Annotated in this window: 25 protein-coding genes and 1 pseudogene; 13 read left to right on the top strand and 13 right to left on the bottom strand. The window is 63.8% G+C overall.

Annotation, left to right across the window (positions count from 1 at the left end):
- Positions 1–59 precede the first annotated feature (59 nt).
- Genes NMG80_RS33980 through NMG80_RS33960 form a run of 5 tightly spaced genes read left to right on the top strand, consistent with a single transcriptional unit; the run spans position 60 to position 6,372 of the window.
- Complete coding sequence (locus tag NMG80_RS33980) at positions 60–2,918, top strand: molybdopterin-dependent oxidoreductase (protein WP_254022184.1); 2,859 nt, start codon at positions 60–62, stop codon at positions 2,916–2,918.
- The gene (locus NMG80_RS33975) at positions 2,915–4,456 is read left to right on the top strand and encodes a 6-hydroxynicotinate reductase (RefSeq protein WP_254022183.1); all 1,542 of its coding nucleotides are present in this window, start codon (positions 2,915–2,917) and stop codon (positions 4,454–4,456) included. The genes NMG80_RS33980 and NMG80_RS33975 overlap by 4 nt, the downstream gene beginning before the upstream one ends.
- Complete coding sequence (locus NMG80_RS33970) at positions 4,456–5,337, top strand: UPF0280 family protein (protein ID WP_254022182.1); 882 nt, start codon at positions 4,456–4,458, stop codon at positions 5,335–5,337. The genes NMG80_RS33975 and NMG80_RS33970 overlap by 1 nt, the downstream gene beginning before the upstream one ends.
- On the top strand, positions 5,330–5,914 hold the full coding sequence (locus NMG80_RS33965) for an amino acid synthesis family protein (RefSeq protein WP_254022181.1): 585 nt from the start codon (positions 5,330–5,332) through the stop codon (positions 5,912–5,914). The genes NMG80_RS33970 and NMG80_RS33965 overlap by 8 nt, the downstream gene beginning before the upstream one ends.
- On the top strand, positions 5,911–6,372 hold the full coding sequence (locus NMG80_RS33960; RefSeq protein WP_254022246.1) for a MarR family winged helix-turn-helix transcriptional regulator: 462 nt from the start codon (positions 5,911–5,913) through the stop codon (positions 6,370–6,372). Before NMG80_RS33965 ends, NMG80_RS33960 begins: the two co-directional genes overlap by 4 nt.
- Before the next feature lie 131 nt (positions 6,373–6,503).
- Here NMG80_RS33960 and NMG80_RS33955 read toward each other — a convergent pair whose 3' ends face one another.
- From NMG80_RS33955 to NMG80_RS33945, 3 genes and pseudogenes are all read right to left on the bottom strand, one after another.
- Positions 6,504–7,472 carry a substrate-binding domain-containing protein gene (locus NMG80_RS33955; RefSeq protein WP_254022180.1) on the bottom strand — a complete coding sequence of 323 codons (969 nt, stop codon included), beginning with the start codon at positions 7,470–7,472 and terminating at the stop codon, positions 6,504–6,506.
- A pseudogene (locus tag NMG80_RS33950) lies at positions 7,469–8,793 on the bottom strand (ABC transporter permease). Before NMG80_RS33950 ends, NMG80_RS33955 begins: the two are co-directional and overlap by 4 nt.
- A complete protein-coding gene (locus tag NMG80_RS33945) occupies positions 8,790–10,373 on the bottom strand; it encodes a sugar ABC transporter ATP-binding protein (protein WP_254022245.1) in 1,584 nt (527 codons plus the stop codon). The pseudogene NMG80_RS33950 and the gene NMG80_RS33945 overlap by 4 nt, the downstream one beginning before the upstream one ends.
- Positions 10,374–10,592: 219 nt before the next feature.
- Between NMG80_RS33945 and NMG80_RS33940 the strand changes: the two genes are divergently transcribed.
- Entirely contained in the window at positions 10,593–11,624 is a 1,032-nt protein-coding gene (locus tag NMG80_RS33940) for a LacI family DNA-binding transcriptional regulator (protein ID WP_254022179.1), read from the top strand.
- A gap of 101 nt (positions 11,625–11,725) precedes the next feature.
- Here the strand turns inward: NMG80_RS33940 and NMG80_RS33935 are convergent, their stop codons facing one another.
- The 3 genes from NMG80_RS33935 to NMG80_RS33925 form a co-directional block, all read right to left on the bottom strand.
- Entirely contained in the window at positions 11,726–12,727 is a 1,002-nt protein-coding gene (locus NMG80_RS33935) for an LLM class flavin-dependent oxidoreductase (protein WP_254022178.1), read from the bottom strand.
- 155 nt (positions 12,728–12,882) lie between these two features.
- Positions 12,883–14,052, bottom strand: a complete 1,170-nt coding sequence (locus tag NMG80_RS33930) for an AI-2E family transporter (protein ID WP_254022177.1) — start codon at positions 14,050–14,052, stop codon at positions 12,883–12,885.
- A 224-nt stretch (positions 14,053–14,276) separates the two neighbouring features.
- Complete coding sequence (locus NMG80_RS33925) at positions 14,277–15,338, bottom strand: LLM class flavin-dependent oxidoreductase (RefSeq protein WP_254022244.1); 1,062 nt, start codon at positions 15,336–15,338, stop codon at positions 14,277–14,279.
- Between the two features lie 231 nt (positions 15,339–15,569).
- Between NMG80_RS33925 and NMG80_RS33920 the strand changes: the two genes are divergently transcribed.
- Positions 15,570–15,998, top strand: coding sequence for a DUF6481 family protein (locus NMG80_RS33920; RefSeq protein WP_023801556.1), 429 nt, complete (start codon positions 15,570–15,572; stop codon positions 15,996–15,998).
- Positions 15,999–16,201: 203 nt separating this feature from the next.
- Here the strand turns inward: NMG80_RS33920 and sugE are convergent, their stop codons facing one another.
- Both sugE and NMG80_RS37125 read right to left on the bottom strand, forming a co-directional pair.
- Positions 16,202–16,516 (bottom strand): quaternary ammonium compound efflux SMR transporter SugE, encoded by a 315-nt coding sequence (gene sugE / locus NMG80_RS33915; RefSeq protein WP_254022176.1) that lies wholly within the window; start codon positions 16,514–16,516, stop codon positions 16,202–16,204.
- Between the two features lie 188 nt (positions 16,517–16,704).
- Positions 16,705–16,830: a hypothetical protein gene (locus tag NMG80_RS37125; protein ID WP_023801558.1), complete on the bottom strand. Its 126-nt coding sequence runs from the start codon at positions 16,828–16,830 to the stop codon at positions 16,705–16,707.
- A 212-nt stretch (positions 16,831–17,042) separates the two neighbouring features.
- On the opposite strand from NMG80_RS37125, the gene NMG80_RS33910 reads away from it, so the two are divergent.
- Together NMG80_RS33910 and NMG80_RS33905 are read left to right on the top strand one after the other, a co-directional pair.
- On the top strand, positions 17,043–17,873 hold the full coding sequence (locus NMG80_RS33910; protein WP_254022175.1) for a transglutaminase-like domain-containing protein: 831 nt from the start codon (positions 17,043–17,045) through the stop codon (positions 17,871–17,873).
- 100 nt (positions 17,874–17,973) lie between these two features.
- A complete protein-coding gene (locus NMG80_RS33905) occupies positions 17,974–18,378 on the top strand; it encodes a GFA family protein (RefSeq protein WP_254022174.1) in 405 nt (134 codons plus the stop codon).
- Between the two features lie 4 nt (positions 18,379–18,382).
- Here the strand turns inward: NMG80_RS33905 and NMG80_RS33900 are convergent, their stop codons facing one another.
- Complete coding sequence (locus tag NMG80_RS33900; RefSeq protein WP_254022243.1) at positions 18,383–19,657, bottom strand: DNA recombination protein RmuC; 1,275 nt, start codon at positions 19,655–19,657, stop codon at positions 18,383–18,385.
- A 105-nt stretch (positions 19,658–19,762) separates the two neighbouring features.
- Here NMG80_RS33900 and def point away from each other — a divergent pair, with 105 nt between their 5' ends.
- Genes def through truA form a run of 4 tightly spaced genes read left to right on the top strand, consistent with a single transcriptional unit; the run spans position 19,763 to position 22,536 of the window.
- Positions 19,763–20,308 (top strand): peptide deformylase, encoded by a 546-nt coding sequence (def, locus tag NMG80_RS33895; protein WP_128184966.1) that lies wholly within the window; start codon positions 19,763–19,765, stop codon positions 20,306–20,308.
- Positions 20,309–20,318: 10 nt separating this feature from the next.
- Positions 20,319–21,254 carry a methionyl-tRNA formyltransferase gene (fmt, locus tag NMG80_RS33890; RefSeq protein ID WP_254022173.1) on the top strand — a complete coding sequence of 312 codons (936 nt, stop codon included), beginning with the start codon at positions 20,319–20,321 and terminating at the stop codon, positions 21,252–21,254.
- Complete coding sequence (locus NMG80_RS33885; RefSeq protein ID WP_254022172.1) at positions 21,251–21,760, top strand: GNAT family N-acetyltransferase; 510 nt, start codon at positions 21,251–21,253, stop codon at positions 21,758–21,760. The genes fmt and NMG80_RS33885 overlap by 4 nt, the downstream gene beginning before the upstream one ends.
- A gap of 17 nt (positions 21,761–21,777) precedes the next feature.
- Complete coding sequence (gene truA, locus NMG80_RS33880) at positions 21,778–22,536, top strand: tRNA pseudouridine(38-40) synthase TruA (RefSeq protein ID WP_254022171.1); 759 nt, start codon at positions 21,778–21,780, stop codon at positions 22,534–22,536.
- Between the two features lie 5 nt (positions 22,537–22,541).
- Here truA and NMG80_RS33875 read toward each other — a convergent pair whose 3' ends face one another.
- The 4 genes from NMG80_RS33875 to dapE all read right to left on the bottom strand — a co-directional run bounded on the left by NMG80_RS33875 (position 22,542) and on the right by dapE (position 25,042).
- Complete coding sequence (locus NMG80_RS33875; RefSeq protein WP_367186054.1) at positions 22,542–22,871, bottom strand: type II toxin-antitoxin system RelE/ParE family toxin; 330 nt, start codon at positions 22,869–22,871, stop codon at positions 22,542–22,544.
- Positions 22,868–23,149, bottom strand: coding sequence for a type II toxin-antitoxin system ParD family antitoxin (locus tag NMG80_RS33870; protein WP_254022170.1), 282 nt, complete (start codon positions 23,147–23,149; stop codon positions 22,868–22,870). Before NMG80_RS33870 ends, NMG80_RS33875 begins: the two co-directional genes overlap by 4 nt.
- An 85-nt stretch (positions 23,150–23,234) precedes the next feature.
- Positions 23,235–23,840, bottom strand: coding sequence for a transporter (locus NMG80_RS33865; RefSeq protein ID WP_254022169.1), 606 nt, complete (start codon positions 23,838–23,840; stop codon positions 23,235–23,237).
- A gap of 2 nt (positions 23,841–23,842) precedes the next feature.
- Positions 23,843–25,042 (bottom strand): succinyl-diaminopimelate desuccinylase, encoded by a 1,200-nt coding sequence (gene dapE, locus NMG80_RS33860; RefSeq protein ID WP_254022168.1) that lies wholly within the window; start codon positions 25,040–25,042, stop codon positions 23,843–23,845.
- Between the last annotated feature and the right edge of the window lie 216 nt (positions 25,043–25,258).

The following is a 25,258-nucleotide window of genomic DNA, read 5'->3' as shown; positions in this document are numbered from 1 at the left end:
CCGAAGTGCAGTCTGACGTGACTGAAGCTCAGTCTGGCATGAGCGGAGCTCAGCCTGGCATGACCATGGAGCGCGCCGACATCGCCTTCGAGGTCAACGGCGCCGCCGTTTCTGTCTGCGTGCCGCCGGTTCGCCGTCTCTCTTCGGTGCTGCGTGACGAACTGCGCCTGACCGGCACCAAGGTCGGCTGCGACGCCGGCGACTGCGGCGCCTGCACGGTGCTTGTCGACGGCGAACCCGTCTGCGCCTGCCTGATGTCTGCGGCTTCTGCCGCCGGCACCGTGGTGACCACGGTCGAGGGTCTCGCCAACGGCAGATTGTCGGCGCTGCAGGCCTCGTTCCTCGACCATGGCGCGGCGCAATGCGGCATCTGCACCCCCGGCCTGCTGATCGCGGCAACCGCACTGCTGGAGAGGACGCCCAATCCCACCGAGGCCGAAACCCAGGATGCGCTCGGCGGCGTCCTCTGCCGCTGCACCGGCTACCGCAAGATCGTCGCCGCGGTGATGGATGCGGGACGCTTCGCGAGCGAATTTTCGAAGGACGGCGCAGCCCCTCATCCGCCTGCCGGCACCTTCTCCCCGTATAGTGACGGGGAGAAGCGACAAGCTCCAGCGCCGGCGTTTCCCTCTCCCCGTTCTGACCGCAGAATGCCAATCTCGGGCCACGCCGTCGGCTCCTCTCCAATCCGGCTCGACGGCCTGCCTAAAATCACCGGCGGCGAAAAATTCGGCGGCGATTCCTTCCCGGCCGAAGCGTTGGCGGTGCTGGTGGTTCGCTCGCCGCATTATCACGCCCGCTTCGCCTTCGGCGATCTCGACTCCTGGGTGAAAGCCCATCCCGGCATCGTTGGCGTCTTCACCGCTGCCGATATTCCGGGCAAGAACTGCTTCGGCGTCATTGCGCCTTTTGCCGACCAGCCGGCGCTGGCCGAAAATTTTTCGCGCTTTCGTGGCGAGGCGGTGGCGCTGGTTGCTGGCGAGCGCGAGGCCATCCTCGATCTCGATCTTGCGGATTTCCCCGTTCGTTGGACCGAGTTGCCGCATTTTCTGCAGCCTTGCGAGGCGCAGGCCGGCGGGGCAAAACTGATCCACGAGAATCGGCCGGCAAACCTGCTCACCACTGGCTTCGTCGAGCGCGGTGACCCCGAAGCCGCCCTTGCCGACGCAGCCTTCACCGTTTCCGGCGCCATCGACACATCCTATGTCGAGCACGCCTATATCGAGCCGGAAGCCGGCTATGCCTATATGGACGGCGATACGCTCGTTGTCGTCGCCTGCACGCAGGCGCCGTACATGGACCGCGACGACGTCGCAAAGGTGCTTGGCCTTGCCGTCGACAAGGTGCGTATCGTGCCGACCGCCACCGGCGGCGGCTTCGGCTCAAAGCTTGACGTCTCGTTGCAGCCGCTGATCGGCCTGGTCGCGATGAAGACCGGGCGGCCGGCGGCGCTCGCTTATACCCGCAATGAATCGATGATCTCGACCACCAAGCGTCATCCCGCCGAGATGAAGGCGACCATCGCCGCCGATGCCGATGGCCGCGTCATCGGCATGGTTTTTGCCGGCGATTTCAACACCGGCGCCTATGCGAGCTGGGGACCGACCGTCGCCAACCGCGTGCCGGTGCACGCCTCCGGTCCCTATGCGACGCCGAACTATCGCGCCGAAGGCCGCGCCATCCACACCAATGGGCCGATCTCCGGCGCCTTCCGCGGTTTCGGCGTGCCGCAGGCGACGATCATGCAGGAAACGCTCTATGACGAGTTGGCCGAAAAGCTTGGGCTGGATCGGCTTGATTTTCGCCTGAATAACTGCCTTCGTAACGGATCCGAAACGGTCACCGGCCAGAGGCTGGAATCGGGCGTCGGCATCGCCGAGTGCCTTGAAGCGCTGCGGCCGCACTGGAAGCGCGCGCTTGCCGATGCCGATACATTCAACAGTGCAAATGAGACCCGGAAACGTGGTGTCGGTGTCGCCTCGTGCTGGTATGGCTGCGGCAACACCTCGCTGCCCAATCCGTCGACCATCAGGGTCGGCATCTCCGCCTCTGGCGATGTCGTCCTGCATCAGGGTGCGGTCGATATCGGTCAAGGTTCGAACACGGTCATTGCCCAGATCTGCGCCGACGCGGTCGGCCTGCCGCTGGAAAAATTCCGCCTGAAAAGCGCCGACACGGCGATCACGCCGGACGCCGGCAAGACGTCCGCCTCGCGCCAGACCTTCGTGACCGGCAAGGCCGCCGAAAAGGCCGGCCGCGCCTTGCGCGAGACCATGCTGCGGTTTGCCAATGTATCGGAGAAGGCGGCGGTCGCTCTCGATGGCACAAGCCTGATCATCCGCGAGGGCGAAGCGACACGGCATATCGATTTGTCCACGCTGAAGGCCGATGCCGACGGCTTGGTCTTTCGCGCCGAGGAAAGCTATGACCCGCCGACCCTGCCGCTCGATGCCAAGGGCCAGGGCAAGCCCTATGCCGTCTATGGCTACGGCGCGCAGATCGCAGAACTGGAGGTCGACCTCAAGCTCGGCACGGTGAAGCTGATCAAGATCACCGCCGCGCATGATGTCGGCAAGGCGATCAATCCGCTGCTTGCCGAAGGCCAGATCGAGGGCGGCATCGCACAAGGCATCGGCATGGCGCTGATGGAGGAGTACATCCCCGGCCGCACCGAGAATTTGCACGATTACCTAATCCCGACGATCGGCGACGTGCCGCCGATTGAGACCATCCTGATCGAAGTTCCGGATCCGGAAGGACCCTGTGGCGCCAAGGGTTTGGGCGAGCATGTGCTGATCCCGACGGCGCCGGCGATCCTCAATGCCATCCGTCATGCCACCGGCGTCCTGGTCGCCAAACTTCCGGCGACGCCGAGCCGCATCCGCGCCGCCATCCGCGACAAGGAGGCACGCCGATGAGCGAGCTTGCCGAACGTTTCGAGACGCATGATCCCGGCGAGAAGCAAGTGGCGGAAAAGATCCGCTGCGATGCCTGCCCGGTCATGTGCTACATAGCGGATGGCCGCACAGGCGCCTGTGATCGCTACGGCAATGTCGGCGGCAGGATCGTGCGGACGGATCCGCTGACCATCCTCGACCACGCGACCGAGGCCGGCGGCGCGGTCGTGCCGTTTGTCGCCGAGGGCGAAGAATGGGACGGCGAACTGGTCAACACCGGCCGCCGCTTCGTCACCGCGATCGGCGCCGGCACCACCTATCCCGACTACAAGCCGGCGCCTTTCGTCGTCAGCCAGGAGGTCGAAGGCGTCGATCTCGTCACCGTCGTCACCGAGGGCATCTTCTCCTACTGCGGCGTCAAGGTGAAGATCGACACCGACCGGCATATCGGTCCCGAAACGGCGACGGTTCGCGCCGGAGGCGAGGCGATCGGCCATGTCACGACAGGCGAATATGGTTCGCAGATGCTGTCGCTGGGCGGCGTGCATCATCTGACCGGCGGTTCGAAAGCCGAAGGCCGCGCCACCTGCGATGCGCTGCTCAATCTGTGCAACCGCAAGCCGGTCGAACTCACAATCGACGGCGGTGCCGCGGTCGTCGTCGAGGCCGGCAAGCCGCCGGTCATCGACGGCAAGCTCGAACAGCGGATGCGCGTCGGCTGCGGCTCGGCCACCATCGGCATGTTCGCCACCCAGTGGCGCGGACTGGTCGACGAGGTGGTGGTGGTGGACGACCACATCACCGGCGTCGTCTCCGAGCATCAGGCGGGCAAGGTGCTCGGCTGGCAGGACACCGGCATAAAAATCATCGGCCGCCGTTCGACGCCGGGCCGCTATTTCAAGGTGTCGGAACCCGGCCTCGGCTGGGGCGGCACCAGCATTTCCGACCCGCTGTCGATCCTTGGTGAGTGGAATGCAAAGAAGGGCGCGCGTCCCGGCCTGTCGCTGCTGATGGTCTCGACCACCGGCGAGCAGTTCGCCTATTACGAGCTCGACGACGCGTTGAAGCCGGTGCAGAAACCGTTCCCCGAGCGGCTGCAGAAATCCGTCGGCCTGATCGAGGACAATTGCGAGCCGGCGCTGTGCACCGTGCTGTTCGTCGGCGGCGCCGGCGGCTCGCTGCGCGCCGGCGTCACCGAGAACCCGGTCAATCTGACCCGCTCGGTGCAGGGCCTGACGACGTATGTGACCGTCGGCGGCGCGCCGGCCTATGTCTGGCCGGGCGGCGGCATCACGCTGATGGTCGACGTCACCCGCGTGCCGGAAGGCGCCTTCGGCTATGTGCCGACGCCGGCGCTGGTGGCGCCGATCGAGTTCACCCTGCGCCGCGACGATTATATCAGGCTCGGCGGCTACGAAGCCGAGATCCGCAGCGTTGACGACATTCTCGCCAGAGGTGGCGAGTATCTCAACCCGCGCCGCGGCACGGCTGCGCCGGCCCGCAATCCGTGGCCGCCGCTGGCGCAGTTGCGGCGTGCAGCCGGCAACGGGGCCGGGTGATGAACGGGCCGCAGGCACATTGGCTTGAGGACGGCAGGCGGCTGCATCTCAATTATGGCCCGATCGACCTGATCATCGAGGCCTTTGGCGATGTCGACGAATGCCGCGCCGCCTATGGCCAGGCGGTGGCGCGGTTCCGGACAATCCTGCCGCAGCTCGTCGACGAACTGCCGGAACTGCGCCGGCCTGCCTCGTCGCGGCCCCGTGCTTTCGCTGGCCCGACGGCGCGACGCATGGAAGCGGCTGTTGTTCCGCTAGCGAAACAATTCATCACGCCAATGGCTGCGGTCGCCGGTTCGGTAGCCGACGAAATGCTTGGTGCGCTGCTGGCCGGCCGCCGGCTCGATCGCGCCTATGTCAACAATGGCGGCGACAGCGCGATCCATCTCGGCAATGGCCGGTCCATGACGCTTGCCATTGCCGGGACAGGCCATGGACTGGCAGACCGTATCACGATCCGCGCCGAAGACGGGATCCGCGGCATCGCGACAAGCGGCTGGCGCGGCCGTTCCTTTTCGCTCGGCATCGCCGACGCAGTCACCGTGCTGGCGCGGACCGGTGCTGAAGCCGACGCCGCTGCGACCCTGATCGCCAACGCCGTCGACCTGCCCGGTCACCCCGCCATCGAGCGCATGCCGGCGCGCGATCTGGCGCCGGACAGCGATCTCGGCGATCGTTTGGTCACCCAAGCCGTCGGCGCGCTTTCATCAGGCGAAATCGCCGCCGCGCTCGACAGTGGGATCGCTGTCGCCGAAGATTTTCGGCGACATGGCCTGATTGCCGCTTCAGCCTTGTTCCTTGCCGGTCAGGCACGGATCGCCGGCCCCATGGCGCTCGTTGCGCCCAACGAGAAATCAAGGAAGGAAATTGCCCATGCCTGAGTTTGCGATCCGCAAGGTTGCGGTGCTGACCGAAGAGATATTTCACGAAGGCGGGCCGGTGGCGAAGGTGCCACGCCGCCGCGCCGCCGCCATGGCGGTGGTGAAGAACCCATTCGCCGGCCGTTACGTGGAAGACCTCCGGAGCGCCATGGACGATCTGAAGCCGCTCGGGCTGCTGCTCTCCGACAAGCTGATCACCGCATTGGGCGGCGACGTGAAACAGATCGACGGCTACGGCAAGGGCGCCATCGTCGGTATTGCCGGCGAACTGGAGCATGGCGCGCTGTGGCATGTGCCTGGCGGCTATGCCATGCGCGAGCGGCTCGGCGACGCCAAGGCAATCGTGCCATCGGCAAAGAAGGTCGGCGCCTTCGGCGCGCGGCTCGATGTGCCGCTCGGCCATATCAACGCCGCCTATGTGCGCAGTCATTTCGATGCCATGGAGGTCGGCATTAGCGACGGGCCTCGTCCCGACGAGATCCTGTTCTGCCTCGCCATGACCTGCGGCCCGCGCGTGCACGACCGCATGGGCGGCCTCGCGGCAAAGGACATCAAGGCATGGGACGGACTGCGGTGAGCGCCGAAGACGTCAAGCTCAAGCTTGTCGAGGCCGAGGAGCCCGACGAGAACGATTACCGCCTGCAGGAGCAGGTCGGCTTCATCCTGCGCAAGGCGCACCAGCGCCATGTCTCGATCTTCGCCGCGCACATTGCCGACCTGACACCGCCGCAATTCGCCACCCTGGCCAAATTGCACGATGTCGGCGAGACCTCGCAGAACCAGCTTGGCAGCCTGATCGCCATGGACGCGGCGACGGTGAAAGGCGTCATCGACCGGCTCAAGGCGCGCGGCCTGGTCGAGCTTTCCAAGCATGAGGTCGACAAAAGGCGCCTGCTGGTCAATCTGACCGCTGAAGGCCGCAATGCCGTCGAGCGGCTGATCCCGATCGCCCGCGACATCACGCAGGAAACTTTGGCGCCGCTTTCCGCCAAGGAGGCCGCGATTTTCATGAAGCTTTTGGCCAAGCTGGCGTGAGCGCGGCCTTGGTCAGCGCTGCCCCTCACCTGCCTGCCGGCATCCTCTCCTCACTATACGGGGAGAACGTGCCGGCAGGCGGATGAGGGGCGGCGCTACGCTATGCCTCTCATGCCACCGTCTCCGGTGTCTCAGAGCCCGTGCTCCTTCAGGATCTGGGCGGCATTTTCCTTGGTGATCTTCTGCGTCGGCAGCGTGATGGTCTTTTCGACCCTCTCGCCGTTCAGAAACTTGATCGCCTGCCGCAGCCCTTCGGCACCCGGCGTCACATAGGTGAACGTCGCCGTCAGTTCACCATTGGCAACAAGCTGCACGCCTTCATTGGGCAGGCCGTCGATGCCGATGAACTTGATGTCCTTCTCGCGTCCGACATCCTTGGCGGCAAGGTAGGCGCCGTAGGCCATCGGATCGTTGTGGCCATAGACGAGGTCGATCTTCTCGTTGTTGCGCAGTGCCGTGGCCATGATGTTGTAGGCCTGGTCCTGTTTCCAGTCGCCCGACTGCTTGTCGAGCAGGTACTTGATGCCCGGCTCCTTGTCGGTGAATTCATGGAAGCCTTCATGGCGGTCATGTGCCGGCTGGGTGCCCATGCCGCCCCAGATCTCTACGACATTGCCTGATGCCTTGCCCTTGCCGCCGAGCAGCTCGACGGCATATTCACCGGCAGCCCGGCCGATCAGCTTGTTGTCGCCGCCGACGAACTGCGTATAGTCCTTGGTCTCGACGTTGCGGTCGAGCACGAAGACCGGGATCTTGGCGTCGATCGCCTGCTGCACGACGCCGGTCAACCCCGCGGATTCTTTCGGCGACACCAGCAGCGCATCGACCTCCTGACGGATCAGGTTCTCGACATCGGCGACCTGCTTTTCCGTCTTGTCCTCGCCGTCGGTGATGATCAGCTCGACTTCCGGATGCTTGGCGGCTTCGGCCAGGATGTCCTTGTTGAACTGGGCGCGCCACGGCTCGATGGTCGTCACCTGGGAGAAGCCGATCTTCCACTTCTTGTCCTGCGCGTAGGCGTTGCCGTTGGTTAAAAGGGCGGTCGTGGTCAGCAGCGCCGCGGTGACAGCGGCAAGCTTCAACAATTCACGTCGTTTCATTTCTTGTTTCCTCCAAGATTTAGAGACGGGGTCTCTTTTGACGGCCGCTTTGCCGCGGTCGTTTCCTTGTGCGCCTGCCCGCCCCAGAGAGGCGCAAATACCAGGCGCAGATAGAAGAGAAGATCAAAGGCATTGCGCTCCTGCACGAGCACGGTGCCGATGATGATCATCCCCTTCAGTACGAGCTGAAGGTTCGAATTGATGTTGTGCAATTGCAGGATATTCGAGAGCAGTCCGAAAATCAGCACGCCGCAGAATGTGCCGATGAGGCTGCCGCGTCCGCCCATCAGGCTGGTGCCGCCGATGACCACGGCGGCGATGGCATCGAGCTCCAGCCCGGCGCCGGCATCCGGCTTGCCTTGCCTGTATTGCGCGACATAGAGCACCGCCGCCACGCCGGCCAGCAGCCCGGACACGGCGTAGGTGGCGATCTTGACGCGGCCCGCGGCAATGCCGGACAGCCGCGCCGCCTCTTCATTGCCGCCGATGGCGTAGACATAGCGGCCGAACGGGGTGAAACGCAGCACCGCGCCGTAGATCAGGATCGCTGCGAGGAAGAACAGGCCCGGCATCGGGATCACGCCGAACACCAGCGAGCGCAGCATTTCGAAATCGGCGGTGGCGTTTGACCCGGTGTAGACCGGCAGTACTGCATTGTTCTGGCCGGCGGTCAGCCGGGCAATGCCGAGCGCCGTCACCATCATCGCCAGTGTGACGATGAAGGGCTGCAGCCGCCCGGCAACGATGATGAAGCCGTTGAGCGCGCCGAACAGCAAGCCGACGCAAGGCGCCACCAGCCGCCGAGCACGCCGAATTTGGAGCCGACCTGCGGCAGCAGGTACCACAGCACGAGACTGCAGAGGATCACCCCGACAATGCCGGGCGTGACCAGCCCACGAATGCTATCCAGCCTGATGGCGTGGGTGGCCTGCGGGCCGGCGCGGGATTTTTCGATGTTCAGGAGGATGAAGCGGGTGACCAGGATGCCGAGGCAAAGGGCGACTACGGCAACTGTCGGCACCCCCAGCACCACCGCCGGCGTGACGCCCGGAACCGTCAGCAGCATGGCGCAGACCACGGTGCAGATCGCCATCAGCGAGCCGACGGAAAGATCGATGCCGCCGGTGATGATCACCGCCGTCATGCCGGTGGCGATCAGGCCGGTGGTCGACACCTGGCGCAGCACATCGAGCAGATTGCCGTAGGACAGAAAAATGTTGTTGCCCTTGGAGCTGATCGGCGAGCCCAGCACGCCGATCAGGAAGATGGCGATCAGGCCCCAATAGAGCTTCGTCCGGGACAGGATGTTCAAGATGCTCATGCGGCAGGCCTCGTCATGGTCCGGCGCGGCGCCGCGAGCCGCATGATGGCCTCCTCGCTGGCTTGCGCGCGCGACAGGATCCCCGTCTGGCGACCATCGGCCATGACCAGGATGCGATCGGAGAGATGCAGCAGCTCCGGTAATTCCGAGCTGATGACGGCGATGGCGAGCCCGTCTCGCGCCAGTTTGAAGATGAGGTCGTAGATCTCCCGCTTGGCGCCGACATCGATGCCGCGTGTCGGCTCGTCCAGCAGCAGCACCCGCGGCCGCGTCGCCAGCCATTTGCCGATCACGACCTTCTGCTGGTTGCCGCCGGACAGTGTGCCGGCCGGCTGCTCGATGGTCCCGCAGCGAATGCCAAGCGCCTTGACTGCGTGCCGCGCCAGACCTTGCTCGCCAGACAGTGAGCGGAGGCCGAACCGCGCCAGCGCGCCGACCAGCGGCAGCGCGACATTGTCGGTGATCGAGGCCTGAAGATGCAGGCCTTGCGTCTTGCGGTCCTCCGTCACCAGGGCGATGCCGAGCCGGCGAGCGTCGCGCGGCGAACGAATTTCCACCGGCTCGCCGTCGAGCCGGATTTCGCCGCCGGCACGGCCGCCGCTGGAACCGAAGATGGTCTCCAGGATTTCAGTGCGCCCCGAGCCGAGCAGCCCGCCTATCCCCAGAATTTCGCCTTCGGCAAGATCGAAGCCGACGCCGTCGAGCGCGGTGCGCCAGCCGTGGCGGTCTGGTTTCGACAGCGATAGGCCGCTTACGGAGAGGACGACCTTGCCGCTGGTACCACGCTCTTCCTGGGAAGAGGCAAGCAGGTTTCGCCCGACCATCGCCGAAATGATGGTGTCTTCATCGAGCTTTGCCATCGCCTCGGTCAGCACGCGGCGTCCATCGCGAAAAACGGTGACTCGGCTGGCCAGATGCATGACCTCGTCGATGCGGTGCGAGATATAGACGATCGCCACCCCGTTGTCGGCGAGCTGGCGGATGATCCGGAACAGCCTCTGGCATTCGGCCGGCGAAAGCGCGGAAGTCGGCTCGTCCATGATCAGGATGCGCGCCGACATCGACAGTGCCTTGGCGATCTCGACCAGCTGCTGCTCGCCGACACGCAGGCTGCCGACCCGCGCTTCCGGGTTGAGCTCGATGCCGAGCCTCTGCAGCAGCGCGCCGGCGGCATGGCTGCTTGCCTTGCGGTCGACGATAAGTCCGGCGATCAGCTTCTCGCGCCCCAGGAAGATGTTATCCGCAACGCTGAGCTCGGGGACGAGATTGAGTTCCTGGTGGATGATGGCGATGCCGGCATGCTCGGCGTCGCGGACGCCGGCGAAACGGACCGAATGGGCATCGACGTTCACCGTTCCGTCATAATCCGTATAGATGCCGGAGAGGATTTTCATCAGCGTCGACTTGCCGGCGCCGTTTTCCCCCATCAGCGCATGGATCTCGCCGCGCCGCAGCTCGAAGCCGACATCGACGAGTGCGGCGATGCCACCGAACGCCTTGGAGATGTGCTCGGCGCTCAGAACGACAGCCGAGCGGTCGGCGGCGGCATCTCCGGACGGGATGGAATTGCCATGCTCCATGACAAGAACGGCCTCCCTTCCGTTGTCGTCGAACATCTCAAACGCTAATCTAAACGTTTCGAACATGTCAAGTCGCTATCTGACGAGGCGGGATTGATGCATTTCAATTCTTGCGCAAATCTGCAGGATTCCGTAGGTATTGCAGCCAGAGGACGATGAAACGTTTCGAAAATGATGGCGTCAGGGCGAAAAAAGCAGCGAAAGTCCACGGCCCCGACCATGCTGCACGTCGCTGAAGCGGCGCGTGTTTCGGTCGCCACCGTCTCGGCGCTGATCAACGGCACCGCAACCGTCAGTCCCGAGCTCAGCCAGCGCATCGAACAGGCGATCCTCGACATCGGCTACAAGCGCAACGCGATCGCCCGCAGCCTGAAGATGGGCACGACCCGCACCATCGGGCTGACCGTTCCCCACATCACCAACCCGTTCTTCACCGATGTCGTTTCGGTCATCCAGCAGGCATTCGACCGCGCCGGCTATGCCGTCATGCTGTGCTGCACGGACGAGGACCTGAACACGCAGGACGACCAGATCAGGCTGCTGCTCGACCGAATGGTCGACGGACTGATCGTTGCGCGCGTCGGCGACGGCGCGATCCTGAAGAGAATTGTCGACGACGCCAACGTGCCGGTGGTGCTGCTCGACCGCGTTTGCGAAGGCGTCGATACCGACTCAGTCGTTCTCGACAACCAGCGCGCGGTGTTCGACGCCATCACCTATCTGATCGATCTCGGCCATCGGCGGATCGGCTACATCTCCGGATCGTTCGACATCTCGCCCATGCATGACCGCATGACGGGATATCGCGAGGCGCTCCAGGCTGCCGGCCTGCCGATCGAGAGCGAGCTTGTCCGCTTCGGCAATTTCCATGAAGTCGACGGCTACAACGCGACGATGCAGCTGCTTTCGCTGCACGACCGCCCGAGCGCGATCTTCTCGGCCAACAACCCGATGGTGATCGGCACCATGAAAGCGATCCGCGATATCGGGCTGTCCTGCCCCGAGGACATTTCGGTTGCCTGCTTCGACGATTTTCCGTGGTCGGACGTGTTCCAGCCGCAACTGACCACGGTCGCACAACCGGTCAAGGCGATCGGCGAGCAGGCGGCCAATCTGCTGCTTGACCGCCTCGCCGGAAACAGGGATGCGCCGCCGCGCAAGCTGACGCTCAAGGGACGCCTGATGATCCGCAATTCATGCCGGCCACTGGGGGCGCCCATGGGGGCGATCGTGCAAAGCGTCAGCGCCTGATGCATGTCGCCCAAGCATGCCCTCCGGTTTGACCCTAGGGTGTGCAGCGGTTTGGTGTGCAGCGGTTTTGGGATAGTGACATGCATCAAATAAGAAGCCTGTCAGGCCGCTTCCGACAGCGATTTGTGGACGTCGGCCAGGATCTCGAAGGATCGCACCCGCGCTGCGTGGTCGAAAATCTGCGCGGTAACCATCAGCTCGTCGGCGCCGGTGCGCTGCACGAACGCCTCGATGCCTTGCCTGACCGTTTCAGGGGCGCCGACGACGGCGCAGGACAGCGCCTGGCCAAGCATGGTTTTGGCGATCGGGTCGAGGTCGCGCTCATATCCCTCGACCGGCGGCGGCAATCGGCCGGGCCGGCCGGTGCGCAGATTGACGAAGGCCTGCTGCAGCGAGGTGAACAACAGCCGCGCCTCGGCGTCGGAGGGCGCCGCGAACACGTTGAGACCGAGCATGACGTAGGGCCTGTCGAGCTGTTTCGACGGCTGGAAGCGCGAGCGGTAGATCTCCAGTGCGTGGTCGAGTTCGGTCGGTGCGAAATGCGAGGCGAAGGCGTAAGGCAGGCCGAGCATGGCGGCTAGCTGCGCGCCATAGAGGCTTGAGCCCAGAATCCAGATCGGCACCTGCTCGCCCTCGCCGGGCACGGCGCGGATACGCTGACCGTCTTCGGCCGGCTGGAAATAGCCCATCAGCTCGACGACATCCTGCGGGAAACTGTCGGCGCCGGCCTCGAGGTTGCGGCGCAGCGCGCGCGCCGTGCCCATGTCGGTGCCCGGCGCCCGGCCGAGGCCAAGGTCGATACGGCCTGGATGCAACGCGTTAAGTGTGCCGAACTGCTCGGCGATGACCAGCGGCGAATGGTTCGGCAGCATGATGCCTCCGGCGCCGACGCGTATCGTCCTGGTGCCGCCGGCGACGTGGGCAATGACGACGGAGGTGGCGGCGCTGGCGATGCCCGGCATGTTGTGATGCTCGGCCAGCCAGTAGCGCCTGTATCCCAGCCGCTCGGCATGGCGGGCAAGATCGAGCGAATTGGCGAGCGATTGCGAAGCGTTGCTGCCTTCAACGATCGGCGACAGGTCGAGAACGGAAAGAGCGGTCATGGGCGGGGATCCTGTGGACGGGAGGGATGTAGGAACCGACTGCCACCGCCGCAAATTCAAAAAATTGAACAGACGCCGTGCGTCAAAGCAGGCGCAAAGGACGCCTGGCATTTTGAATTCGAGGATCCGTTGCGGAACTTATCCGGGTTCCCGGATCATGCGCCTGCCGCTTTCTCGGTGTCGGAAATCTCTTCGACATCAACCGCCGTATGCTGCGCCGCCAGGAAATTGCCGACAGGGCTGAGCCCGTCGAAGTGATCGCAGAACACCTTGATGACGACCAGCAGCGGCACCGCCATCAGTGCGCCGACGAAACCCCACAACCAGGACCAGAAGGCGATGGCGATGAGAATTGCCACTGCATTGATCTCGAGGCGGCGGCCAACCACCGTCGGCGTCACGAACTGGCCTTCGATGACGTCGCACAAAATGACGAAGGCTGGCGCCAGCAGCGCGTAGGAGATCGTCTCGAAGCTGATCAGCGCGATGACGGTGACCAGTGTGATCGTAATCAGCGCACCGATATAGGGCAGGAAATTGAGCAGAGCCGCTGCCGCGCCCCAGACCTGCGCGTTGGGCACGCCGAGGGCCCACAGGCCGAGCCCGATAACCGTGCCGAGACCCGCGTTGATGACCGTGACGGTGAGCAGATAGTGCGAGATTTCACGTTCGACATCGTAGACGACGCGCAGCGCCCGCTTCTTTTCGCTGAGACTGGGGAAGGATTGGACAATCTTCTCATAGAACATCGTGCCGGAGGCGAGTAGGAACAGCGAAAGGACGAAGACGATGGTGATGCTGGTGCCCGCCGACAGCACATTGCCGGCGGCTTGCGAGAGGATGCCGGATGGCGCCATGGCCACCCTCTGAATGCCGGGCTGCTGGGATGTCTGCGTCAGTCCCTCTATCTGACGCGAAATCTCCACGATCCTTTCGAACGGGCGGCGCAGCTGCGCCAGACGTTCCGCAAGCTGCTGGCCGATCACCGAGGTGTTATTGATGAGGTCGATGACCGGGCCGCTGAGCAGATACCCTGCGACGGCGATGACGCAGAACGACAGCAGCACCAGCAACGTCGCCGACATGGGATCGGGCATGCCATGCTTGCGCAGGAAGCGGACGATCGGCGTCAGCGTCAGTGCCAGCAGGAAAGCCAGAATGACCGGCATGAAGAAGGCGCGGGCGAAGTAGAGCGCGTAGATCGCCATAAGGATGAAGATGCCAACGAGCAGCGAACGCATCAGATGGGTATCCGCACGCGCCTCGGCGCGCGGATCCGGGCTATCGGCATCGCCTGCGCCCGGAGCGGCTGGTTCGGCTTTCATTCTGGCCCTCGGCGGCACACCGCGATTGGCGTAGACCGTGGGCGGAAACGCCTTTGCGGCTTCAAAGTTCCGTTAGAGCGACATGCGTCCAATTGGGCGCGGCGCACAACGTACGCTCCAACACTTATGTCCACGCATCGTGCTTCCGAAAATCGATTCCGATTTCGGGCCGATGCGTTAGCCGGCGTCGATGATGCCCCTAATCCTACGGCCTGGCTGGCGAATCAGGCGGCCGGCGCTGCCACGGCAGGGATGGCCTTCGCCGTTTCCTTGCGCACGATCGGCGCCACCTTGGTGCCGTAGAGCTCGATCGCCTTCATGATCTTGGCGTGCGCCATAGTGCCGATCGCCATTTGCAGCAGGAAGCGGTCGTTGCCGAATATCCTGTGCTGGGCAACGATCTTTTCGGCCACCTGTTCGGGATTGCCGACGAACAGCGCGCCGTTCGGGCCGCGCGATTGATCGAAATGCGCTCTTGACGTCGGGCCCCAGCCGCGCTCGCGCCCGATGCGGTTCATCACCTCGGCCTGCGGCCCATAAAAATCGTTAGCCGCCTGATCGGTGGTCGCGGCGATGAAGCCGTGCACGTTGAGGCTGGTGGCGAGACCCGCTGGGTCGTTGCCCGCCCGTTTGGCCGCCTCCTTGTAAATATCGAACAGCGGCGCGAATCGCGCCGGCTCGCCGCCGATGATGGCCAGCGCCAGCGGCAGGCCCAGCGCACCGGCCCGCGCGGCGGATTGCGGGGTGCCGCCGATCGCGATCCAGATCGGCAATCTGTTCTGGAACGGGCGGGGATAGACGCCGCGATCGTTGATCGGAGCGCGCAGCCTGCCCGACCAGCTCACCTTGACATGATCGCGAACGGCAAGCAGCAGATCGAGCTTTTCGGCAAAGAGCTCGTCATAGTCTTCGAGATTGTAGCCGAACAGCGGAAAGGACTCGATGAACGAGCCGCGCCCAGCCATGATCTCGGCCCGGCCACTGGATAGAAGGTCGAGTGTCGCAAACTGCTGGAACACGCGGACCGGATCGTCGGAGGATAGCACGGTGACCGCGCTGGTCAGCTTTATGCGCCGGGTGCGTTCGGCCGCCGCGGCCAAGGCTACGACCGGCGCTGAAGCCGCATAATCGGGACGGTGATGCTCGCCCAACCCAAACACGTCGAGGCCGACCTGGTCGGCCAGCTCGATCTCCTCGATCAGGTTGCGCAGACGCTCATGCGCACCGATGGCGCCTAGGCCTGGTTCCGGGCTGACGTCGGCGAAGGTGTAGAGACCGAGTTCCATCATGTGTCATCCTGGTGTTTTGTTTTTCGCGCTACACGTAGCGACCAGTCCGCCGCGCCGCCAGAGGGTCGGATGGTGAACAGTGCATGTCCGTTTCGGCCGAATTCAGCCGAAAAGGCGTCTCCCGACTGCAACAGCTCAGAATTTCATGGCTGGCATACCGTTTTGGCGCTTGAACTCTGGGTTTTCACGCGTATGTAAGCCTCGCAAATTGACTTCAGGGAAGTGGACTTGGCTATCTATAGGGAAAAAGACGTTTTCGAGCGGCGCAATGCCGCAAACGAGGCAAAGAAGGCGCTTCTCGAGCGCTTCAAGGCAAAGCCGGCAGCAGACGATCCGGCAGTGCTGGCACGACAGGCCGAACGCAAGGCGATCCTCGAAGCTCGTGCGATACGTGAGGCCGAAAAGGCCAGGCTGAAGCAGGAGAAGCTGGCGCGCGAAGCGGCCGAAAAGGCCGAGCGCGAAGCTGCTGCCGAAGCGGCGCGTATCGCTGCGGAAGAAGCGGCACAGGCGGAAGCGAAGATCCGGGAAGCCGAAGAGAACGAGCGCATCGCTCGTTTGCTTGCCGACGAGGCCGAGCGCAAAGCCAAGCGCGACGCGCGCTATGCGGCGCGCAAGCAGCGCACCGGCAGGACGCCTCCAGGCTTTTCCGCTCGCTAGCGCTCCTACAGCGCGATTCACTAATCAAATTCAGGGCCGCCTTGCAGCGGCCCCCGAAGGCGTTTGGGTTGCGGCCTTGCAGCAAACTAATGCATGTCGCGCAAAAGCATGCGCTCGGGCCTGACCAGAGAGTGCGCAGCGGTTTTGCGATAACGACATGCCTTAAAACAGGAACCGGAAGCGCGTCGCATGTATTCGACGCGTTAGGTCGCGAGCTTCAATCCCATGATGCCGCAGACGATGAGTGCGATGCAGGCCAGCCTGATCGCGGTCGCAGGCTCACCGAGCAGCCAGATGCCGAGCAGCGCCGTGCCGACGGTGCCGATGCCGGTCCACACCGCGTAGGCCGTGCCGACCGGCAGCGTCTTCAGCGCCAGTCCGAGCAAGGCGAGACTGACGACCATCGAAACAACCGTCAGGACGGTCGGAAGCGGCTTCGAAAAGCCGTCAGTGTATTTGAGGCCGATCGCCCAGCCGATCTCGAACAGCCCAGCGAAGAAGAGAAGAATCCACGACATCGGAACGCTCCATTGGATTGCGGGTCGTCCCGGTCTTTTCGCAAAGCGCGAAGTCGTCTTCGCCGCATTGATATGGAAATTTCGGGTGCTCAATCAACAGCAGCGCCGACGGCACTTCAGGACCAATCGCTGAATGTCGATGGTCCTGAAATGCCGTCGGTCATGACCTTGCGCCGAAACGCCGAGGCTCACTTGTCTTTGAGTTTGGTCGCCTTGACGGGCGGCGCTTTCAGGGTCGGGGCAGCGGCAGGTTTCTTCGCGTCCTTCTTCGGCTTGCGGGCTTCTTTGCCCGCCTTCATCGCACCTTTAGCCATGATTCGTTTCCTCCAATTGTGGCAAGCGAAATGAACCAAGAGAAACGCCCGACCGCAAGAGGCATTATCTGGCGCCGAAGCCAGCCGTCGGCTGTCAACCGTTTCTAATTCGCTCGTAAACCGCGCCGGTCCGTGCGATGATCTTTTTTTGCACTGCAGCAACAGCCCGCGCCTTCGCCGGGTGATGATCCGGCAGGCCGGTCAGGACGACAATGCGAATCCATATCGGCTGCGAGATGAGCTTCGACTTTCCGCAGGAAACGCCGCTGATTGCGATGCTCAACGTTCACTATTCCCGCGCGTCCGATCTCGAGCGGCCGGATTTCCTGACTTCGAATCCACCGGTGCCGATCGAGAGCTACCGCGACAGTTTCGGCAATTGGTGCAATCGTCTTGTCGCCCCGCCCGGACGCTTTAGCTTCGGCACGGACGCGGTGATCCGCGATCCCGGAAGCTTCGAGAAGGGTGATTTGATGGCCTGGCAGCACGAGGTGCGCGACCTGCCGTCCGACACGCTGCTGTTCCTGCTGCCGAGCCGCTATTGCGAGAGCGACGTGCTGGCGAACGAAGCGTGGCGGCTGTTCGGCCACTCACCGCTCGGTATGCCACGCGTGCAGGCGGTCTGCGATTTCGTCCACAACCACATCATCTTCAACTACGGCAACGCGCGGCCGACGCGCACCGCAGCAGAGGCCTATCGTGAGCAAAGCGGCGTCTGCCGCGACTTTGCGCATCTCGCCGTCGCCTTCTGCCGCGCCTTGAACATCCCGACGCGCTATTGCACCGGCTACATCAGCGACATCGGCTTGCCGAAACCCTGGTCAGACATGGACTTCGCCGCCTGGATGGAGGTCTATCTCGGCGGTCGCTGGCATGCCTTCGATCCGCGCAACAATGCGCCGCGCATCGGCCGCATCCTGATCGCCTCCGGCCGCGACGCAGCCGATGTGCCGCTGACCCATATTTTCGGGCCGGGCACACTCGCCGGTTTCAAGGTCTGGACTGACGAGATCATCGAACAGGCGGCGGCGCCGCAGTCTTGAACCACCGAATGGTTCGCGTGTTGTGAATGCCTGTGGAGCTTCGACCGGTGCGCCGTTAAGCTCCAACGCATAGAGGCGCGGGCTGGAAGGGAGGAGCGAGATGAAAATCGACGGCGGGTGCCATTGCGGCGCCATCACGTACGAAGCGGAGGTCGATCCGGACAAGACCAGTATTTGTCACTGCATCGATTGCCAGCAGCTGACCGGAACAGCGTTCCGGGTGACCGTTCCGGCACCGCAGGAGCACTACCGGATCACCAAGGGCACGCCGAAGATCTACATCAAGTCCGCATCGAGCGGCGCCAGGCGCGCCCAGGCTTTTTGCGGCGAGTGCGGTTCGCATCTCTATGCCACGTCGGTCGGCAACGGGGCGAAAGTCTACGGCATCAGAGTCGGCACGGCGCGGCAGCGCGAACAACTGATCCCGAGAAAACAGATCTGGCACCGCTCGGCGCTGCATTGGCTGCCGGAATTCGGCGGCATGACGACCGTGGAGGAGCAGTAGCCTCTCAGTCGTCGCCTTCGACCACCCTTAGTCTCAGCTGACCGGTCTTGGAGTCGGCGACGCGCGCACCCGCTTCGGCCCTCGCGCCGGTCCCGTGTAGCGTCTCGGCCGATCCGGCGTCGCCCTCCGTCGGCTGCGCGCCGAACTCCAGCGCCTCGATCTTCTGGCCGCGCTTGGTCACCTTCGACGTCGAGACGAGAATATCGTCGATATCCTTGGCCGACTGGCCGAAATGGCTCTGCAGCTTGCGCACCCGCTCGTCGAGGCGCGAGACGTCCTCCATCAGCCGGATGACTTCGCCCTGGATCAAATGCGCCTGCTCGCGCATGCGGGCGTCCTTGAGAATCGCCTGGATGACCTGGATCGACAGCATCAGGAGCGACGGCGAGACGATGACGATGCGGGCGCGGTGCGCCTTGTGGACAATTCCCTCGAAATTCTCGTGGATCTCGGCGAATACCGATTCCGACGGAACGAACATGAAGGCGGTGTCCTGCGTCTCGCCCTGGATCAGGTATTTTTCGGAAATATCGCGGACATGCACCTCAATATCGCGGCGGAACGCTTGTGCGGCGACCTTCTGCAAATCGGCGCCTTCGGCGGCACGGATGGCATTCCAGGCTTCCAGCGGAAACTTGGCGTCGATGGCAAGTGCAGGCGCGCCGTTCGGCATCTTCACCAGGCAGTCGGGCCGGCTGCCGTTCGACAGGGTCGCCTGGAATTCATAGGCGCCGTGCGGCAGGCCATCGGCGACGATCGCTTCCATGCGCAACTGGCCGAAGGCGCCTCGCGTCTGCTTGTTGGAGAGGATTGCCTGAAGTTGCACGACCTGGCCGGCGAGCGACTGGATGTTGCCTTGCGCGGTATCGATGACCGCCAGCCGCTCCTGCAGTCTGGCTAGGCTCTCATGCGTAGATTTCGTCTGCTCAGTCATGGTCTGGCCGAGACGGCCGGTCATCGCGTCGAGACGCTGGCCGATCGACTGTGTGAGTTCGGCCTGCCGCGCCCCGAACACTTCGGCGATCGCGCCCATGCGGCCCTGCATCTCGGCCTGGCTTGCCAAGATGCCGGCCATTCGCGCCTCGGCGTCGCGGGCGTGGTCGGCGGCTTCCGCGGCAGCCACCGCACGCGCCTTGGCCGAGCGCCAGAGCGCGACGACGAGCGCCACGAACAGGCCCAGGAACAGGACCGCGCCGGATGCCAGCGCGTGGCCGAGCGTGATCGTGGTGGCGCCGAGTCGGGCGATCGGTTCGGATAGGATGGTGGTCAGGTCGTTCATATCGGACAGCATAGATGATTCGGCCTGACGGCACAGATCAAAACGTGAACGGTGCTGGAACTGCCCCGGTTGACGCTTTTCGTGCGAGGTCTTAGGTGAGACGCCATGTCGATCAAGCCGCTCATCATCCTTCCCGATCCCGTCCTGCGCCAGGTTTCGAAACCGGTCGAGCGCGTCGACGGCGCTTTGCGCAAGCTCGCCGATGACATGCTGGACACCATGTATGATGCGCCGGGCATCGGTCTGGCGGCGATCCAGGTCGGCGAACCGCTGCGCATGCTGGTGATCGACCTCGCCAAGGAAGACGAGCCGCCGGCGCCGCATGTCTTCATCAATCCCGAGATCCTTGAGAGCGCCGATCAGCGCTCGGTCTACGAGGAGGGTTGCCTGTCGATCCCGGACTACTATGCCGAGGTCGAACGTCCTGCCGCCGTGCGGGTCAAATATCTCGATCGCGACGGCAAGCTGCAGGAGATCGAGGCCGAAGGGCTGATGGCGACTTGCCTGCAGCATGAGATCGACCATCTCAACGGTGTTCTGTTCATCGACCACATATCGAAGCTGAAGCGCGACATGGTGGTGAAGAAGTTCAAGAAGCTCGCCAGGGACAAACCATCAGGCAGCAAGGCGCCGGGCAAGTTGGTGGGATAGGGCCCAAAAAATGCCCTTGCGCGTCATCTTCATGGGTACGCCCGAATTCTCCGTGCCGACGCTGCGGGCGATCGCGGAAGCCGGACATGAGATAGAGGCCGTCTACACCCAGCCGCCGCGCGCCGCCGGCCGCCGTGGGCTGGAACTGACGCCGTCGCCGGTGCAGCGCGAGGCCGAGCGGCTGGGCCTCGAGGTGCGGACGCCGGTGTCGCTGAAGAACGAGGTTGAGCAGCAGGCGTTCCGCGCCTTGCGGGTCGATGTCGCCGTCGTCGTCGCCTATGGATTGCTGTTGCCCAAACCCATTCTAGAGGCGCCGCAGCTCGGCTGCCTCAATGGTCACGCGTCGCTGCTGCCGCGCTGGCGCGGTGCGGCCCCTATCCAGCGCGCCATCATGGCCGGCGATACCGAGACAGGCATGATGGTGATGCGGATGGAGGAGGGCCTGGACACCGGCCCGGTGGCGATGGTCGAAAAATGCGCCATCGACCCCGATATGACGGCCGGCGAACTGCACGATCGGTTGATGCACATTGGCGCTGCGCTGATGGCGGAAGCGCTGGCGCGGCTGGGACGGGATGCTCTGACATTTACCGCACAGGCGACGGAGGGGGTGACCTATGCCAAAAAGATCGATAAAGCGGAGACGCGCGTGGACTGGACGCGGCCTGCTGTCGAAGTCCACAACCATATTCGCGGCCTGTCGCCCTTTCCCGGCGCATGGTGCGAGATCGAAATTGGCGGCCGCTTGGAGCGGCTGAAATTGCTTCGCTCGACGCTTTCGCAAGGCGCCGGCGAGCCGGGAGGAATTCTCGACGACCGGCTGACGGTCGCCTGCGGGTCAGGCGCGATCAGGTTGGTCGAAGTTCAACGTGCGGGCGGAAGGCCCATTGCCGCGCAGGAGTTTCTGCGCGGGGCCAAGCTCGAAAAAGGAATGGAATTCTCATGAGCATGATGTCGATACGCGCGGCAACGCCGCGGGACCGCGAGGCGATCCGCCTGGTCGAGGAACACGCATTCGGCCAGCAGGCGGAGGCCGGACTGGTCGACGCGCTGGTCACCGGCGGCGATGCCGTCGTCGAACTGGTGGCGGAAGAAGATGGACAGGTGGTCGGCCATATCCTGTTTTCGCGGCTTTTCGTGCAGAACGGCGGCAAGAGCTTTCCGGCGGTGGCGCTGGCGCCTCTGGCGGTCGAGCCGTCATTCCATGGCACCGGCATCGGCGGTGCGCTGGTCCGCGAGGCGCATATCCGCCTGAAGGATGCGGGCGAGGTGCTGGCGGTGGTGCTTGGCGATCCCGCCTATTATGGCCGCTTCGGCTACAGTCATGCGCGCGCCGAAAAATTCGAAAGCGAGTTCCAGGGCGAAGCGCTGCAGGCGCTGGCCTGGGGCGAAGCGCCTGAGACCGGCAAGCTGGTCTACGCTTCGGCTTTCGGCACCGCGCTCGCCGCCTAACCTCATCCTTCTTAGGAATGCCGCGTTTTCGCCTCGACATCGAATATGACGGCAGCCTCTATGCCGGCTGGCAGCGCCAGGCAGACCAGCCTTCGGTGCAGCAGGCGATCGAGCAGGCGATCGAGAAATTCTGCGGCGAACAGGTCTCGCTGCGCGGCGCCGGCCGCACCGATGCCGGCGTCCACGCGACCGCTCAGGTGGCGCATGTCGATCTCGTCAGGGCATGGCCTGACGACAACGTGCGCGATGCCGTCAACGCCCACCTGCAAGCGGCCAAGGCGCGCATCGCCGTCCTCAACGCGGCTGTGGTGCCGGATAGCTTCGATGCGCGTTTCTCAGCGATCGGCCGCCACTATCTCTACCGTATCGTCAACCGGCGCGCGCCGGCGGCGCTCGACAAGGGCAAGATCTGGTGGGTGCCGAAGCGGCTTGATGCCGAGGCCATGCACGAGGCGGCAAAGGTGCTGCTGGGGCGGCATGATTTCACCACGTTCCGCTCGACCCAGTGCCAGGCCGACAGCCCGGTCCGGACGCTCGACCGGCTGGATGTCAGTCGGCTGGGTGACGTGATCGAAGTGCGAGCCTCGGCGCGCTCGTTCCTGCACAATCAGGTGCGCTCGATGGTCGGCTCGCTGAAGCGCGTCGGCGAAGGCGGCTGGACAATTGCCGACCTGAAGGCGGCGCTCGACGCGCGCGACCGTGCAGCGTGCGGCCAGGTGGCGCCGCCCGACGGACTTTTTCTCGTTGGGGTCGATTATTCGAAGGCATCCGGATGACGCGGCTAGATGTGCCGATCAGCCAGCGTCACTAGGCCAGGTCGTCCTGCCAATCGGCCCCGCCGTAGAACACGCGCAAAATTACCACGCGCTCGGACTCTACAATGAAGGCGATGGTGACGCGGCGTTCGAAATCCGATGATGCGAAGCTCCTGCCGCACATCGTGGCGGCGTGTGCCTCGTTCGGAGCCGTATTCGAGGCGTTCGCAGAATGCCCGGATACGCTGGTCATAACGGTCGGCCGTGGTGGCACTGCTGGCTTCCGCAATGATGTCGTAAATCCGATCGAGATCGCCGCCTGCCTCCAGCGCATAAATGACAGCTCGACGCTTCACGCATTTCCCTGCAAGCGGGCCTTGTGGCGCTTGCGCGCCCGTTCGGCCATCTCCTCTGGCGAAATACCCCTACCAGGGTCTGACTTCCAGGCGTCATAAGTCGGCGCGACTTCCTCGCGCAGCCAACGCTCCACGGCGGCATCGCGCTCTTGCAAGGCGCGAAGACCAGCGCGGATGACTTCGCTGCTGGTTGCGTAGGTCCCGGACTGAACGAGCCGATCGATGAAAGCGGCTTGCTCGGCCGGTAGGCTGAAAGTGCGTTTTTCAGTGGCGGACATTATTCCTCCTATCAGGGATCAGTATGATATTATCATACCCATCGCGAAACCACACCAGGAATTCGGATAAATTCAGTTAGATGCTTCAAGTCCCGGTCGCGCTCGGCGCACCGATGCCGAGCAGCGCCTGCAGCACGAACAGAACGACCAGCGACGCCACGAACATTCCGGCGAAGACAGCGCTGCCGACAGCCGCGCCCCTGCCGATGGCGAGGTTTGTCATCCGCCAGGTCAGGGTCATCGACAGCGCAAACAAAAGCAGCGACGCCAGTGCGGCGAACTCGTTGGTGGACGGCAGGAAAAGCCTGATCAACGCCGCTGGCAGCATTATCCAGGCGATGATCGCCGACGCCCAGTTGCTGGCGACGACATAGTGGACGAAACGCCCGCCAATGCCGGCACGCGGCGCGACGAGGGCAAGGCCGACAAGCGGCAACACCCAGACACCGATGTCGACCGTCGCCAGGCGGATCAGCATGCTGAAGCGTCCGGCGAATGCATTCGGATCGCCGATCTCGTTGGCGACGCCGACCCAACCGACGATCAGTGCCGGTGCCGCGACGACGATGGCGAAGAAGGAATTCCAGAAACCGTCGGCCGAAAGGTCGAGCTGGCGCAGCCCATCGGCCTTGCCGAGCATCAGTCGCCAGGCGCCGTTGAGCGAAGCATAGGTTTCGTCCGACGAAAGCATGATTACGATGCGCCTTGCTCGAACCAGTCTTCGATGAAGCGCTGATAGATCTGCGTCAGCGTCTCGAGGTCGGCAAGCGCGACGCGTTCATCGATCATGTGCATGGTTTTACCGACCAGCCCGAACTCGACCACCGGACAATAATCCTTGATGAAGCGTGCGTCGGAGGTGCCGCCGGAGGTGGAAAGCTCCGGCTTCCTGCCGATCACCGCCTTGACCGAACCGATGAGCGCATCGATCAGCCGGTCGTCGCGGGTGAGGAAGACGTGGCTCGGCCGGTCGCGCCATACCAGTTCGTAATCGACCGGCGTCGTCCTGCCGGCCCGGTATTTCTTTCGCTTCGCGGCCCTGTCGAGACGGTTGTGGATTTCCGCCTGGATGGTCTCGGCGGTCCATGTGTCGTTGAAGCGGATGTTGAAGGTGGCGGCCGCCTTTGCCGGAATAACATTGGTGGCCGGATTGCCGACGTCGATCGAGGTCACCTCCAGATTGGTCGGCTGGAAGTCCTTGGTGCCCTTGTCGAAGACTGGCTGCAGCAAGGCTTCGACCAGCGTCATCAGCCCGCGCACCGGATTGTCGGCAAGCTGCGGGTAGGCGGCGTGGCCTTGGCGGCCGTTGACGATGATGCTGCCGGACAAAGAGCCGCGCCGGCCGATCTTGATCATGTCGCCCAGCGCATCGGGATTGGTAGGCTCGCCGATGATGGACGCATCCCATTTCTCGCCCTTGGCGACCGCCCATTCGAGCAGCTTTGTCGTGCCGTTGATGGCCGGCCCTTCCTCGTCGCCGGTGATCAGCAGCGAGACCGAGCCTTTCAGGCCGCCTTTCGATTCGATATGGCGCGCCACGGCGGCGATGAAACAGGCGATGCCCCCCTTCATGTCGACGGCGCCGCGACCGAACATCACGCCCTTGGCGATCTCGGCAGCGAAAGGCGGATGCGTCCATGAGGTCTCGTCGCCGATCGGCACCACGTCGGTATGTCCGGCGAACATCAGGTGCGGACCGTTGCCGGAGCGCCGCGCATAGAGATTTTCGATATCGGGCGTGCCGTCCTCCGAAAACACCGGGCGCTCGACGGAAAAGCCGAGTGGTTTCAGCATTTTTTCCAGCGTGCTCAGGGCCCCGCCCTCACTGGGCGTCACCGAGGGGCAGCGGATGAGGGCGGCGAGATTTCCAGCGGGATCGGTCGGCAACGTCATGGGCAAAAGCGTTAGTCGAAAGCGCAAGGCCTGTCACGGCCAGACATAAGGGCCAGCCATCCCGCCGACATTATGGTTTTCATGTCGGATTGTCGCAGGCCTGGAGCATGTCGCCCAAGGCATGCCCTCGGGCTTGAGCCGTGCGGGCGCAGCGGTTTTGGGCAAATGCGCATAAAACCAACAAGGCTCAAGTGCGTCGCAGGAGTCGCTTCAGAC

Origin of the sequence: Mesorhizobium escarrei, assembly GCF_935825525.1 — a bacterium.
Classification (GTDB): Bacteria; Pseudomonadota; Alphaproteobacteria; order Rhizobiales; family Rhizobiaceae; genus Mesorhizobium; species Mesorhizobium escarrei.
This window is presented reverse-complemented; position numbering and strand designations above follow the sequence as displayed.